The organism is Glycomyces sp. NPDC021274, from assembly GCF_040641195.1.
In the GTDB taxonomy this organism is placed as follows: domain Bacteria; phylum Actinomycetota; class Actinomycetes; order Mycobacteriales; family Micromonosporaceae; genus Glycomyces.
On the sequence record NZ_JBFADC010000002.1, the window covers coordinates 605,018 to 618,613 of the forward strand.

The 13,596-nt window shown below is 69.3% G+C and carries 12 protein-coding genes; 6 read left to right on the forward strand and 6 right to left on the reverse strand.

Annotated features, from left to right (window positions below; genetic code table 11):
* Positions 1-18: 18 nt before the first annotated feature.
* Positions 19-1,818 carry a ricin-type beta-trefoil lectin domain protein gene (locus tag AB0I03_RS06640; RefSeq protein ID WP_360407510.1) on the reverse strand — a complete coding sequence of 600 codons (1,800 nt, stop codon included), beginning with the start codon at positions 1,816-1,818 and terminating at the stop codon, positions 19-21.
* 463 nt (positions 1,819-2,281) lie between these two features.
* Here AB0I03_RS06640 and AB0I03_RS06645 point away from each other — a divergent pair, with 463 nt between their 5' ends.
* The 4 genes from AB0I03_RS06645 to AB0I03_RS06660 all read left to right on the forward strand — a co-directional run bounded on the left by AB0I03_RS06645 (position 2,282) and on the right by AB0I03_RS06660 (position 6,922).
* A complete protein-coding gene (locus AB0I03_RS06645) occupies positions 2,282-3,973 on the forward strand; it encodes a hypothetical protein (RefSeq protein ID WP_360407513.1) in 1,692 nt (563 codons plus the stop codon).
* Between the two features lie 77 nt (positions 3,974-4,050).
* Positions 4,051-5,034 carry an ABC transporter permease subunit gene (locus AB0I03_RS06650; protein WP_360407516.1) on the forward strand — a complete coding sequence of 328 codons (984 nt, stop codon included), beginning with the start codon at positions 4,051-4,053 and terminating at the stop codon, positions 5,032-5,034.
* On the forward strand, positions 5,031-5,975 hold the full coding sequence (locus AB0I03_RS06655) for a carbohydrate ABC transporter permease (RefSeq protein ID WP_360407519.1): 945 nt from the start codon (positions 5,031-5,033) through the stop codon (positions 5,973-5,975). Before AB0I03_RS06650 ends, AB0I03_RS06655 begins: the two co-directional genes overlap by 4 nt.
* Before the next feature lie 227 nt (positions 5,976-6,202).
* Entirely contained in the window at positions 6,203-6,922 is a 720-nt protein-coding gene (locus AB0I03_RS06660) for a FadR/GntR family transcriptional regulator (protein ID WP_360407522.1), read from the forward strand.
* Between the two features lie 40 nt (positions 6,923-6,962).
* On the opposite strand, the gene AB0I03_RS06665 is transcribed toward AB0I03_RS06660, so the two are convergent.
* On the reverse strand, positions 6,963-7,634 hold the full coding sequence (locus AB0I03_RS06665) for a DNA alkylation repair protein (RefSeq protein WP_360407525.1): 672 nt from the start codon (positions 7,632-7,634) through the stop codon (positions 6,963-6,965).
* A gap of 29 nt (positions 7,635-7,663) precedes the next feature.
* Positions 7,664-9,238, reverse strand: a complete 1,575-nt coding sequence (locus tag AB0I03_RS06670; protein ID WP_360407528.1) for an NAD(P)/FAD-dependent oxidoreductase — start codon at positions 9,236-9,238, stop codon at positions 7,664-7,666.
* Between the two features lie 174 nt (positions 9,239-9,412).
* Here AB0I03_RS06670 and AB0I03_RS06675 point away from each other — a divergent pair, with 174 nt between their 5' ends.
* Together AB0I03_RS06675 and AB0I03_RS06680 are read left to right on the forward strand one after the other, a co-directional pair.
* Complete coding sequence (locus AB0I03_RS06675; protein WP_360407531.1) at positions 9,413-10,330, forward strand: carbohydrate kinase; 918 nt, start codon at positions 9,413-9,415, stop codon at positions 10,328-10,330.
* Positions 10,331-10,606: 276 nt separating this feature from the next.
* A complete protein-coding gene (locus AB0I03_RS06680) occupies positions 10,607-11,896 on the forward strand; it encodes a potassium transporter TrkG (protein WP_360408125.1) in 1,290 nt (429 codons plus the stop codon).
* A 16-nt stretch (positions 11,897-11,912) separates the two neighbouring features.
* Here AB0I03_RS06680 and AB0I03_RS06685 read toward each other — a convergent pair whose 3' ends face one another.
* The 3 genes from AB0I03_RS06685 to AB0I03_RS06695 all read right to left on the reverse strand — a co-directional run bounded on the left by AB0I03_RS06685 (position 11,913) and on the right by AB0I03_RS06695 (position 13,581).
* Positions 11,913-12,491 carry a suppressor of fused domain protein gene (locus tag AB0I03_RS06685; RefSeq protein WP_360407534.1) on the reverse strand — a complete coding sequence of 193 codons (579 nt, stop codon included), beginning with the start codon at positions 12,489-12,491 and terminating at the stop codon, positions 11,913-11,915.
* Between the two features lie 84 nt (positions 12,492-12,575).
* Positions 12,576-13,100 (reverse strand): GH-E family nuclease, encoded by a 525-nt coding sequence (locus AB0I03_RS06690; RefSeq protein WP_360407536.1) that lies wholly within the window; start codon positions 13,098-13,100, stop codon positions 12,576-12,578.
* Positions 13,087-13,581: a hypothetical protein gene (locus tag AB0I03_RS06695; RefSeq protein ID WP_360408128.1), complete on the reverse strand. Its 495-nt coding sequence runs from the start codon at positions 13,579-13,581 to the stop codon at positions 13,087-13,089. The genes AB0I03_RS06690 and AB0I03_RS06695 overlap by 14 nt, the downstream gene beginning before the upstream one ends.
* Positions 13,582-13,596 lie beyond the last annotated feature (15 nt).

A 13,596-nucleotide genomic window follows, 5' to 3' on the forward strand; every position in this document is an offset into this window, starting at 1 on the left:
GACGGGCGGATCGCCGGCTCAGCCGAGTGTCCACCGCTGGTTGGACTGGCCGTGGCAGGTCCACAGCACCGCTTGGGTGCCGTTCGCCGTCGCCGCGCCGTTGACGTCGAGGCACAGGCCGGAGAGCGAGTTCCTCACGGTGCCGTCCGATTGCAGCGTCCAACGCTGGTTCGCGCCGCCGTGGCAGGACCAGATGATCACCGGTGTGCCCGCGGTCGTCTGGTTCTCGTACGCGTCGAGGCAGCGCCGTGATCCTCCGCTGTAGACGGACAGTTCACCGCTGTCACTGAGCGTCCACTGCTGGTTGGCGCCGGTGTGGCAGTCCCAGATCTGGACGCGGGTGCCGGCGGTGGTCGACGAGTTCGGCACGTCCATGCAGCGCCCGGACGCGGCCGAGCGGAGCTGGCCGGTGTCGCCGCCGCCCCCGGTGGCCGGGGTGAGGTAGACCGAGTACGCGTCGCGGGCGTTCTGGATGGTGAACGGCACGGTGATCGAACCGCTCGCAGTGCTCACGTCCTGGCTGTAGACGACCTGCGGGGCGCTCAGCGGGGCCGCCTCGGGGATGCGGTTGACGGTGACGTGGACGTTCCCGCCCTCGGTCAGCCACGGCACCGACGCCAGCCCGTTGAAGGTGACCGAAGTGGATCCGGTGGCGCCGTTGATGTTGCCCAGGACCGCGACCGCCCGGCGGGCGGCCTCGTCCTTCGACGCGGAGATCGCGGTGCCGTTCACCTGGCCCGAGGTCTGCAGGAGCGTGCCGGTCATGTCCGCATAGGACTTCATCACCCACCAGTTGCCCGTGGGGCTCCAGCTGCCGCCGGTCTGGGTCAGCAGACCGGTCAGGTTCGGGGTGAGGCAGCAGAACCAGTTGCCGCGGATCGCGTTGTCGTAGTCGGACTGCGCGAACCGGGCCAGGTACCAGGCGGTGACGTTGGCGGTCTGCATGTTCTGCGGCTGGTACTCGTTGGCGGACAACGGAAGCGCCGGGATGCCGTTGGCAGCCAGCGCTGCGAGCGTGGAGTCGCCCACCCGCACCGGGTCGTCGACGTTGCCGAGGGTGTGGTTGGCGATCATGTCCGGCAGGGTCCCGGCGGCCTTCACGTGCGAGAGGAAGGTCTGCCACTGCTCGGGGCGGCGGTCGGGCGTATAGGCGAAGGAGGGGCCGACGATCTCGGCGTCGGGGTCGACGCGCTGGATGGTGCGGACGGCGGTGTCCCACATCTGGAAGTACTGGGGGCTGTTGACCCCGCGCGTCCAGAAGATGTCGATGTCCGGCTCGTTCCAGATGTCGTAGGTGATCGGCAGGCCGGTGTCGCGCAGCTGGCCGACGACGGTCTCGAGGAAGGTCACCCAGTTGGAGCAGTTGCCGTTGTCGCAGGGGTACATGGTGTTCGCGCCCTGGCCGCCGAACGCGCCGTACATGTCGCTGAGGATGGCCTGGTACTGGGCGTTGTAGGGGGCGGCGGTGAAGCGCCGCGCCTGGGAGGTGATCGAGCTGAGCACGGCCTGGGTGGCCTGGCCGTTGCGGTAGCCGTCCTCGATCCAGCCGCGGGAGACGTGGCCGCCGCCGCGGAAGGCGTTCATGCGCAGGGGCTCGAGGAGCGAGGCGGGCGGCTGCGAGCCGTCCGCGTTGACGCCGTAGAGGAAGCCGAGCCCCACGCCCTCCGAGGGGCCGGCGTCGGAGGCGAGGTTGACGGTGAGTCCGGTCTGCGCCTGCGCCGCTTGGGGGGCGAGGAGTTGGGCGGACAGGACCATCAGGAATGCGATGAGGAGCGCGGCGGTGCCGCGACCTCGGGATGTGAGCGCTCTCAGTCTCATGCGAGCTCCAGGTTCGAGTTTTTCGTCGATGGGGGGCGGCCGGGGCCGGGAGGCGCCGCGGCCGCGAGCGGCGCACGGGTGGATGGTGCCGGGATCGGCGCACACCGCGGATCGAAACTTTCGACACTGAGGACGATCGTTTCGCTCCATTCACCATAGACAGTTGTCGATACCCGGTCAAGCGGGAGCCGCCGCGGCCAGCGGTGCCGGGCGGGTCCCCGCGCCCGGCGAGAATGATCGGATGATCCATGGCCTGGCTTTAACACATGAGGGCGAAAGGCCAGCGTTTACCACATAACGGCTTCGCATCGATCCCGTATGACTACGGAATCATCTGATCTTTACGGGCCCGGGGTCTTGCCTCGAAAACCCTGCCTCCCCTACTTTTGTTTGAAGGCATATCCAAATTTAGCGATCCCCCTGCTGCCTGCCCCCTCGCAGCAGCACGACTGAAAGGCCAACGATGCCCGACTCCTCCCCCGCACCGATGCGGCGCCGCTCGCTCTTCAAGGTCGCCGGTCTCGGCGCCGTCGGCGCCGCAGGGCTGCCCTTCGCCGCCGCCTGCTCCGACATCGACAGCAACGAAGGCTCGGCTCAGCAGACCGAGGGCTTCGACTTCCTGCCCGAGCACAAGGAATGGCCCCTCCCGGCCGAGCCCGACCTGGTCGGCGAGCCGCCGAACCACCCGTCCGCGTTCACCTCGTACCCCGAGCCGATCGAGGCCGTCACCGAGGTGCCCTCGAACTCGGGCACCTACGAGATCACCGTGCCGTTCTGGGGCGAGGCCCCCTCGAACGACGACCCCTACTTCACGGCACTGCGCGACGCCTGGGGCGGAACCACCGTGAACCTCCGCCAGGCGGACGGCAACACCTATGCCGACACCTCGGTCCAGTGGCTCAACGCCAACGAGTACGGCGACGGCATCCTGCTCTTCAGCTGGATGCTGGGCTCCCACACGAACTTCCCCGAGACCGTGGTCAACTCCTTCTACGACCTGACCGACATCCTCAAGGGCGACATCTCCGAGCGCTGGCCGCTCCTGGCCGGCCTCCCGACCCAGTCCTGGGCGCAGTCGGTCTGGTCCACGGACCCGACCGACCCCGAGACCGCGCGCCTCTACGGCATCCCCTCCACCTTCAGCGGCGGGCCGGGCAACGCCCTGTTCACCCGCGTCGACCTCATGGAGGCCGCGAGCATCGCGATGCCCACCACCGTGGAAGAGCTCCTGGAGGCCTGCCGCACCTGGTCGGACGACGCGAACGGCAAGTGGGCCTTCGGCAGCGTCGACTGGATCCTCCCGCAGCTGTTCGGCCTGGTCGGCGACGAGGGCTGGAACTGGGACGAGGCGCAGGGCAAGCTCATCCACGACTGCGAGAAGCCCGAGTTCACCGAGATGCTCGAGTTCCGCCGCACCCTGTGGGACGAGAAGCTCATCCACCCGGACGCTCCCACCGGCACCCTCGACAACGGGGCGCTGCAGATCGCCGGGACGACCCTGTTCTCCCAGGAGAACCCGGTCCGCTGGTACGAGTACACGAGCAAGGTCAAGGACGGTTCCGCCACCGGCGCGATCGTTCCGGTCCCGCCGATCGCCGCCAAGGGCCGCAAGCCGGCCCTCAAGGCCAACACCTCCGTCGACGGCTGGACGTTCCTGAACAAGGACCTCTCCAAGGAGCAGGTCGAGGAGCTTCTCGACGTCGCCAACTGGTGCTCCGCGCCGTTCGGTACCAAGGAGTACGAGCTCCTCGAGTACGGCGTCGAAGGCGACCACTTCGAGTACGACGCCACCGGGAACCCGGTCCACACCGAGCACGGCCAGAAGATCGTCCAGGCCCCGGTCAACCTCAAGCAGTACTCCGGCAAGGTCCAGCGGTTCCTCACCGGCCTCCCCGAGGTCGTCCAGGCCCACTTCGAGTTCAACGCCTCGTGCCAGGAGTACATCGTCCCGGGCATCTTCTCGGGTGTCCGCATCGAGGCCCCGGCCGTGTTCAAGTCCGCGAACCAGGTCTTCAACGACCAGCAGAACGACATCGCCTTCGGGCGGGCCGAGCTCTCCACCATCCCGGACATCGTCGCCACCTTCATGGAGAACGGCGGCGAGGAGGCCCGCGGGTTCTTCACCGACGTCTACAAGAGCCTCAACGAGGAGTGACGGACGCCAGGCCGCCCGCGGTGCGGGCGGCCCGGCAGCTCACGCCCACCGAACTCGGACTTGAGACGGGAACACCCATGGCAACCATGCAAAGCGCGGCTCCACCGACCACCGGCCGCACCCCGGACGCGCGCACCGTCAAACGCAAGCGGACCTTCGCGCAGCGCCTCCGGCACGACTGGCCCCTCCTGGTACTGGCGCTTCCGGTGATCGCCCAGCTCGCGGTGTTCTTCTACTGGCCCTCGGCCTGGAACGTCATCGCGTTCATGGACTACAGCCCGCACCGGCCGTTCTGGGAGAACCCGATCGTCGGCTTCGCCTGGTTCCAGCGGCTGTTCGCGGACCCTTACTTCGTTCCGGCACTGCTGAACACGCTGAAGTTCGCCGCCGCGCAGCTGGTCCTGCTGTTCCCGCTGTCGATCATCCTCGCGCTGGTCATGCACTCAGTGGTCTCCACCAAGGTCCGCAGCACGTTCCAGTCCATCGTGTACCTGCCGTACTTCTTCTCCTGGGTCCTGGTCGTCACCGTGTTCGTCCAGGTCCTCGGCGCCGACGGCCTCGTCTCGAACTGGCTCACGAGCCTGGGGGGCGACCGGATGACCTTCACCTCCGACCCGGACACGTTCCTGCTGCTCGCATGGATGCAGTGGGCGTGGAAGGACGCCGGCTGGGGCATGATCATCTTCCTCGCCGCCCTCGCCTCGATCAACCCGAGCCTCTACGAGGCCGCCGCGGTCGACGGCGCGAACCGCTGGCGCCGCATGTGGCACATCACCCTGCCCGGCATCCGGCCCGTGATCATCCTCCTCCTCATCCTGCAGATCGGCGGCATCCTCTCCGTCGGCTTCGAGCAGTACCAGCTGCAGCGCAACGCCATCGGCTACCAGGCCACCGAAGTGCTCGACACCTACGTGTACTACCGCAGCGTCATCGGCACCGAAGGGGCCTCCTTCGGCACCGCGGCCGGCCTGTTCAAGGGCGCGATCGGGCTCATCCTGATCCTCGCCGCCAACAACGTCGCGCACCGCCTCGGAGAGCAAGGGATCTACCAGAAGTCATGACCGCCGTCGACATCAAGCCCAAGCCCCGCCGCCAGAGCGACCGTCCCGTCTGGGACGAGGAGCCCTCCTTCGTCGGCAAGAGCCTCAAGGCGCTCTTCCTCATCGCCTATGCGGCGGCGGTCGTGGTGCCGCTCTGGGCGATCGTGGCCACCAGTTTCGCGAGCGAGGACGCGCTCAACCGGGCCGGCGGGAACCTCCTGCTCCTCCCGACCGATCTGAGCCTCGCCGCGTACAGCGAGATCTTCTCCGGCGGCGCGCTCACCGACTCGCTGCTCCTCACGATCATCCTCACCGCGGGAGGCACCGCCTTCAGCATGGTGCTCACGATCTGCGGGGCGTACGCGCTGTCGCGCACCGGCTCGCTGCTGCACCGGCCGATCCTCATGCTCGTGCTGTTCACGTTCCTGTTCGGCCCCGGCATGTACCCCAGCTTCCTGGTGGTGCAGAAGCTCGGCCTGTTCAACGACTACCTGTCGCTGATCCTGCCGGTCGCCCTGAGCGCCTTCAACCTCATCGTCCTCAGGGCGTTCTTCATGAACACGATCCCCGGCGAGCTGCTGGACGCGGCCCGCATCGACGGCGCCGGCGAGTTCCGGATCCTCCTGACGATCGTGCTGCCGATGTCCAAGGCGATCCTCGCGGTCGTCGCCCTGTTCTACGCGGTCGGCTACTGGAACATCTACTTCTCGGCCGTGCTCTACACGCCCGGCCTGGAGACCCAGCCGATCCAGGTGGTCCTGCAGCGGATGCTCATGTCCACACAGGGCCTGCCCGAAGGCGCCTCCGCGTCCGCGCAGTACCAGTCCCAGGGCGAGGCCGCGCCCACCGCGGCCCTCAAGATGGCGGTCGTGGTCTGCACCGTGATCCCGATCGTGATCATGTACCCCTTCATCCAGAAGCACTTCACCAAGGCCGTCATCACGGGGGCCATCAAGGGGTAGAGACGTCCCGGGGGCTCGCTCCCCGGGACGGCCGCGGGCACGATGTGAGGGTCGGGGGGTCGATTCGCTGTCGAACCGCCCGCGGCCGAGGGCCTTCCGAACCGGGCGACGCAGACTGCACACTGCGCCCGGACTCGGAAGGCCCTCTTGCCGTACCGGCCGGGACCGCGGCGTGAAAGATCCGACCATTCTTGCGGTTCGCACAGCGCTCGGCGATACTTGCATCCATGTCCCGCACGGACGATGTCGTCAACGGCATCAAACACATGATCCTCAACGGCGATCTCCAGCCGGGCGAGCGCCTGCCCGTGGAGAAGGAGCTCGCCGAGACCCTCGGCGTCTCCCGCGGCTCGCTCCGCGAAGGCGTCCGGGCCCTCTCGATCCTCGGCATCCTCAACTCGCGGCAGGGCGACGGCACCTACGTGACCGACCTCGACGTCTCGCAACTGCTCGCGCCGATGGGCTTCGTCGTCGACCTCCAGGGCGAGGGGCAGACCCTGCACCTCCACGCCATCCGCCGCCTGCTCGAATGCGAGGCGGCCCGCCTCGCCGCCACCAGGATCACCGACGACGCCCTCAAGGAGGCCGAAGCCCTGCTGGACGAGGCCGGCCGCATCCTCGACGAGACCCCCGAAGCGCACGAGCGGATCATCGAGATCGACATCGCCTTCCACCGCATCATCGCCGCGCACACCGGCAACCCGGTGCTCACCGGCATGATCGAGACCTTCGCGAGCCGCACCGTCAGGGAGCGCCTGTGGCGGAGCCTGCGCGAAGAGGGCATCGACCGGCGCACCCACGGCGAGCACCACGCGATCTGGCGGGCTCTGAAGTACCACGACGCCGAGGGCGCCCGCATCCGCATGGCCAACCACCTCTTGGGGGTCGAAGACTCCCTGCCGTTCCTCCCCAGCGCCGAAGAGGACGAGCCACCGCTCGAATCCTGAGGCACCGCGGACGGGCCGGCGCGAAACCCGCCGCGGTCCGTCAGGCCTTGCCCGCGTGCTGCCGCCGCACGATCTCGTCGATCCAGATCGGCGCGAACGGCGAGGTGCAGTTCGGGGGCGTCGGGTAGTCCTTGAGCACTTCGAGCCGCTCGCCGATGGCGATGGCGCGCTCGCGGAGGTCGGCGTGGAAGATGCCGATCTGGGCCAGGCACTGGTTCATCGCCCATTGCAGACGGTCGGGGGCGTCCTTCATCTCGGCTTCGATCACGTCGAGCAGGCCCGGGAGGTCGAGGCCCTCGGGCCGCTTCTGGACGCGCTCGCTCGTCAGCGCCCAACCGGCCGAGGCGGTCACCGGGTCCGGGTCGTCGATCCACGCCAGGCGCAGCGATTCGGCCTCAGGATGCTTCTTGACCACGTAGTTCACGAGCCAGTCGTGGACCTTCGGGGTCCGCGCGCCGCGCAGCATCGCGTCGAGCTCGTCCCGCTCGAAGGCCTTCGGGCGGCAGATCAGCAGCGCGAGCAGCCTCGCGGCGGTGTCCTCGGTGGCCCAGAGCTCCCGCGCCAGGTCCTGCTGCGTCTTCAGCCGCTTCGCCACAGCGCGCAGCTTCGTGAGGTTCACGCCGTGGTCGTCACCGTGCCGCTCGTTCACCTCGCGCATCTTCGGGTCCTCGAGCGCGGCCAGCTCGGCCATGACCGCATCGACCTGGGTCATCACTGCCTCCTTCGCCTCTGCCGGGCAGTCTACGTCCGGGACCCGACACCCGACCGGGCTTCGAGCACCGCCATGGCCGCGTTGCGCCCGGGAATCCCGCTCACCCCGCCGCCGCGCACGGCCCCGGCTCCGCAGAGGAGCACGTTCGGGTGCTCGGTCTCCACGCCCCACCGGCCGGTCGCCGCATCGGTGCGGAAGGGCCAGGACAGGTCGCGGTGGAAGATGTTGCCGCCGGGGAGCCTGAGGTCGCGTTCGAGGTCGACCGGGGTCTTCGCCTCGATGCACGGCGCGCCGTCGCCGTCTGCCGCCAGGCAGTCGGCCAGCGGCTCGTCGAGGTACCGGTCGAGCTGCGCGACGGTGGCCGCGAGCAGCCGCTGCCGCTCGTCCCCGGAGCCGTCGAAAAGCCTTGCGGGCGTGTGGAGCCCGAACAGCGTCAGCGTGTGGTAGCCCTCGCGCGCCAGCTGCTCCCCCAGGATCGACGGATCGGAGAGCGAGTGGCAGTAGATTTCAGCAGGCGGCTGCGACGGCAGCCGCCCGGAGGCCGCCTCGGTGTAGGCGGCTTCGAGCTCCGCGAAGGATTCGGCCACGTGGAACGTGCCCGCGAAGGCCTCGCGCGGGTCGACGCCGGTGTCCCGCAGCCGCGGCAGCCGTTTGAGGAGCATGTTGACTTTGAGCTGCGCCCCTTCGGCGGGCTCCGGCCGCTCCCGGCCGAGCAGATCCGCCAGCGCCTCGGGCGAGGCGTTCACCAGCACGTGCCCGGCCTCGACCGTGGCACTCCCCTGCTCGTGCTCGTAGGTCACCTCGGCCCGCTCGCCGTCCGTGGCGATCGCCGTGACCTCATGGTCGGTGAGGATCTCCACGCCGGCCGCGCGTGCGACGCGGGCGAGTTCGTCGGTGAAGGCGCCCATGCCGCCCACGGGCACGTCCCAGTCGCCGGTGCCGCCGCCGATCACGTGGTACAGGAAGCAGCGGTTCTGCCGCAGGTCATCGGCCCACGCCGATGAGAAGGTCCCGATGAGGCCGTCGGTGAGCACGACGCCGCGCACGAGGTCGTCCGCGAAGGTCTGCTCGATCGTCTCGCCGAGGGGCTGCTGGAAGAACATGCCCCAGATGCCGTCGTCGCCCACGCGCTGGCGCAGTTCGTCCTCTGTGGGCAGTGGCTCGGTGAGGGTGGGGAACACCCGCTGCGCCACGTGCGCGGCCTTGCCGTAGAAGTCCTGCCACGCCTCGAACTCGCGGTCCGAGCCGGTGAGCCCCGCGAACGACTCCCTGGTCCGGGCCGCGTCCCGTGTGACGAGCAGCCCGGTGGGGCGGCCGCCGCGCTCGGTCGGCGTGTAGGACGAGACGCTGCGCTTGCGCACGGTGAACCGCAGCCCGAGGTCGTCGACGATCCGGCGCGGCAGGAGGCTCACCAGGTACGAGTACCGCGAGAGCCGGGCGTCGACGCCGGGGAACGCCGGCGCTGAGATCGCCGCGCCTCCGGTGCGGCCCAGGCGTTCCAGGACGAGGACGCGGAGTCCAGCGCGGGCCAGGTACGCCGCCGAGACGAGCCCGTTGTGGCCGCCGCCGACGATCACGGCGTCATAGGACCGGTGAAGAACCATGACCATTCCTAACACGTTCGACGGGTTCCGGCGCGAGGCTCAGGTCCATGGGGCGGCTCTGCCCAGTGCGGCGGTCCACGGTCGCCGGCGGCGGTTCGCGGTCGGCCGCCGCGTGTGCCGCCCGGAGTATCATCGGCCCCGCGATGTCGAGGACGGCGAAAGGCTGGTGCGCAGGTGATCGGTGTGATCGGCGAGGCCCTGATCGACTTGAAAGTGGACCAGGAGGACGCCCGCCATCCGGTCGCGCACCCGGGCGGCAGCCCGATGAACGTGGCCGTGACGCTGGGCCGCCTGGGCGCCGAGGCCGCCTTCTTCGGGCGGCTCTCCGGGGACGCGTTCGGGAAGCTGCTGCGCACCCACCTGGCCGAGTCCGAGGTGCGCCTGCAGTGGATCGTGGACGCGGCCGAGCCGACGAGCCTGGCGATCGTCTCGATCGACACGGGCGGGTCCGCGAGGTACGCGTTCCATGTCGACGGGACCGCCGACTGGCAATGGGCCGCAGACGAACTGCCGCAGCACCCGGGCCTGGACGCGGTGCACGCCGGATCGATCGCACTCGCCGTCGACCCCGGCGGGCCGGTCATCGAGCAGTGGCTCGCGGCGCTCAGCGCCCGCACCACGATCAGCCTGGACCCGAATGTGCGCCCGGCGCTCCTGGGCGACCGCGAGGACTACCGGGCGCGCCTGGAGCGCTGGCTCGGCTTCGCCGCGATCGTGAAGGTCTCGGACGAGGACCTGGCGTGGATCTGGCCCGGGACCGACCCTGCCGAACTCGCCGAGGCCTGGATCGCAGCGGGCCGCAAGCTGGTCGTCGTCACGCGCGGCGGCGAGGGCTCGCTCGTGTGGGCCGGCGGCGAGGCGTTCGCGGTGCCCGCCGCGCCCGTCGACATGGTTGACACGGTCGGCGCGGGCGACTCGTTCAGCGGAGCGCTGCTGGACTGGCTGGACCGGAACGGTCGCCTGCGCCCTGACGGCCTCGCACGTCTGACGGCATCCGAAGCGCGCGAGGCGGTCGCCTTCGCTGCGAAGGTCGCCGCCGTGACCTGCTCCCGGGCCGGTGCGAACCCGCCCTGGCGCAAGGAACTGGGCTGAGCTCCGGAACCGCGGCCGTCGGGCGCGTCCGGCGTCAATAAAATGTCAAAACTCGCGGCGGGCACCCCGGCCGGGGAGGATTTCCGCAGGTAGGCGACGTCGTGTCGCGTTCGCGAGACGGGCGGCGACGATATCCTGCATCCGGCGGCGCGGTCCCGTGCCGCGATCGCCGACCTACCTGAGGGCCGTGCCCTGCAATCCGTCCTGCGCGCCGTACTCGACGGCTTCATCCGCAGCCCGCTCCGCATCGTCCCGATCGGGTTCGCCGTCGCGATCCTGATCGCGGCCGGGCTGCTGGCGCTGCCGATCGCACAGACCGAGCCGGGCGGGACGCGCTTCGTCGACACCCTGTTCACCGCCGCCTCGGCGATCAGCGTCACCGGTCTGATCACTGTGGACACGCCGACGCACTGGACGGGCTTCGGCGAAGCGGTCATCCTCGGCTGCATGCAGCTCGGCGGTCTGGGCATCATGACCACCGCGGCGTTCCTGGGCCTGCTGGTCAGCCGCAGGCTCCGCCTGCGCTCGAAGCTCATGACGCAGGCCGAACTGCACCCGTCGATCAGCCTCGGCGACGTCAAGAGCGTGCTGCGCTTCGCCGTGCTGTTCACGCTCATCGTCGAGGTCGCGACCGCCGCGGTCCTGGCCCTGCGGCTGCACGTCGCGTACGGATTCGGTCCGGGCGCGGCCACCTGGCACGGGGCCTTCCACAGCGTCGCCGCGTTCAACAACGCCGGCTTCGCCCTGTACTCCGATTCGGCCATCGGCTTCGCGACCGACCCGTGGATCAGCCTGCCGCTGGCGCTCGGCGGCGTCCTCGGCGGTCTGGGCATCCCCGTGGTCTACGAGCTCTCGCGCCGCAGCCTGCGCAAAGGCCCGCGCGCGTGGTCGCTGCACACCAAGATGACCCTGGCCGGCACGGCCGTGCTCCTCTTCGGCGGCTGGCTGGTCCTGCTGGTCCTGGAGTGGGGGAACCCGGGCACGTTCGGGCAGTACCCCTGGCAGGACCGGTTCCTGCCGGCGTTCTTCCAGTCGGCGGTGCTGCGCACGAGCGGCTTCAACTCGATCGACGTGGGGCAGCTGAACGACGACTCGCTGCTGGTGTCGATGGCGCTCATGTTCATCGGCGGCGGCTCGGCCTCGACCGCGGGCGGCATCAAGGTCACCACGTTCTTCCTGCTGATGATGGTGATCTGGGCCGAGATCCGCGGCGAGCGGGACGCCTCGGCCTTCCGCAGGCGCCTGCCGACGCCCGTGGTCCGCGAAGCGCTCACGGTGGCCCTGGTCTACCTCGCCCTCATCGTCGCCGCCGTGCTGCTCATGCAGCGGTTCGAGCCCGACATCATGCTGGCGCCCATCATGTTCGAGGTGGTCTCGGCGGCCGCCACCGTGGGCCAGTCCACCGGCATCACGTACGACCTCGGCGACCCGTCGAAATGGCTGATCATCGTGGTCATGTACGGCGGCCGCATCGGCCCCGTCCTGTTCGCGACCTCGCTGGCGATGAGCACCCGCAAACGCAAGCGCCTCTTCCGCTATCCCGAGACCCGGCCGCTCGTCGGCTGACCGAGGCCCGCAGCGGTCAGACGACCGAGGCGCGCCCCAGGTCGGTCGGCTCGGCCCCGCGAGCCATGAGCAGGTCGGTCATCTCGTCGACGCTGGTGCGCAGGGCGAGGTCCAGTTCCGCGCTCGAGATCGGCACGGCCTGCAGGAACGCGACCTGGCGGCCGCCCGCGTCGAACGACCGGAGCCCCTCGCCCCACAGGAACGGGGTCATGAGCAGCAGGTGCTTCATCTCGAGGTCGGGGTAGTACCCCTCCACGACGCCGCCGAGGATGCGGTCGGGGTAGACGAATCCGCCGTCGAGCACCTCGAACGCGGCGGAAGCGAGCATGTTCGCGAACAGTTCGTAGCCGTCGTCGGCCGCGCCGCAGATCTCGACGCGGAACGGCATCTCGGTGCCGCCGTCCATGAGCGGAGCGGCCGAGAGGCCGAGCGTCGAGTACGACGCGATGCCGGGGCCCGGCGAGCCGTCGTACTTGGCGACGTCGACGAACGCCGACTCGTCGTCGGTCCAGAACCGGGCGACCCGGTCGAACTCGCCGTCGAAGGCGTCGGCGACCTTCAGTCCGACGCGCTTGTCGGCTTCGGAAATCGGCATGTCACATCCTTACTGGGAACCAAGCCTTACTGGGAGGCAGGCTCACTCGGGGACCGGTCGAACCGTACCCTGGCTTCGCCGCCGCTAGGGCGGCGGAGTGCCGTACCGGTTCTTCAGGAGTTTCGCCCACTCGTCGCCCTTGCCCTCGCCCTTGTGGCTCTGGTTCGACGAGGGCAGTTCGGGGATGACGTGGTCGGGGGTGTTGTAGTCCTTGACGAACTGGTCGCGGGGGTAGATGTTCGTCCCGTACCGCTCGGCCGCGGCCTTGTGCTTGCGGAACTCCCAGTCGGGGGCGTGGCCGCCGTCCCAGCGGTCCTTCTTGTCCATGACCTGGCCGGTGAGCGGGTCGCGCACCTTGCCGTCCTTGCTGTCCTTCTCGGCGTTCTCCCAGATCTTGTCCTTGGTGGACTTGTTGAACTTCGGCCGCTGGTAGGGGTCGTTGGCGACGCTCTGGCGCGGCGGGCGCTTGCGCTTCTTGGGAGGCGCGGGCGCCGAGGGGCCCTTGGCGGTCTTGAAGGTGCTGGGGTTGTTGAGCACGCCGGAGAGGAGCTTGCCGCGCGTGGAGGTGGTCTTGCGCGCGGCCGCGTTGCGGGGCTTACCGGTTCCCACTGAGCACCGCCTCGGTGGCCATCCCCACGAGCATGTCGATGATCGTCCCGGTGATCTTCTTGAAGACCGGCACCTGCAGCAGCGACGCGCCGAAGGTGATCGCGGCGGTGGCGATCGCGTACGCGATCTGGACCATGAGGATCACCAGCTGCACGATCACCTGGATCTTCAGCGCAAGGGTCAGGCCGGCAGCGGCCGTGAGCCCGATGCCGATGACGTTCAACGGGTCCGCGGTGTCGCCGATGTTGTGGTTCGAGGACTCCTCGTCGTCCCACTCCGCGCCGAAGGCGTCGATGTCCTTGCCGTAGTTGTCGTCGAGAACCGTCCGGGCCGCCGCGTTGAGTTCATCGACCGAGCCGGAGATGGTCCCGGCCATGCCGGTCCAGGTGCCGGCCAGCTCGAACAGCTTCTCCTCGTCGGACTCCGGCCAGCTGTAGCCGAGCGCCCCCAGGATCGATACGAGTTCCCCCGGCAGTTGCATTCCCACGGGCGCGTC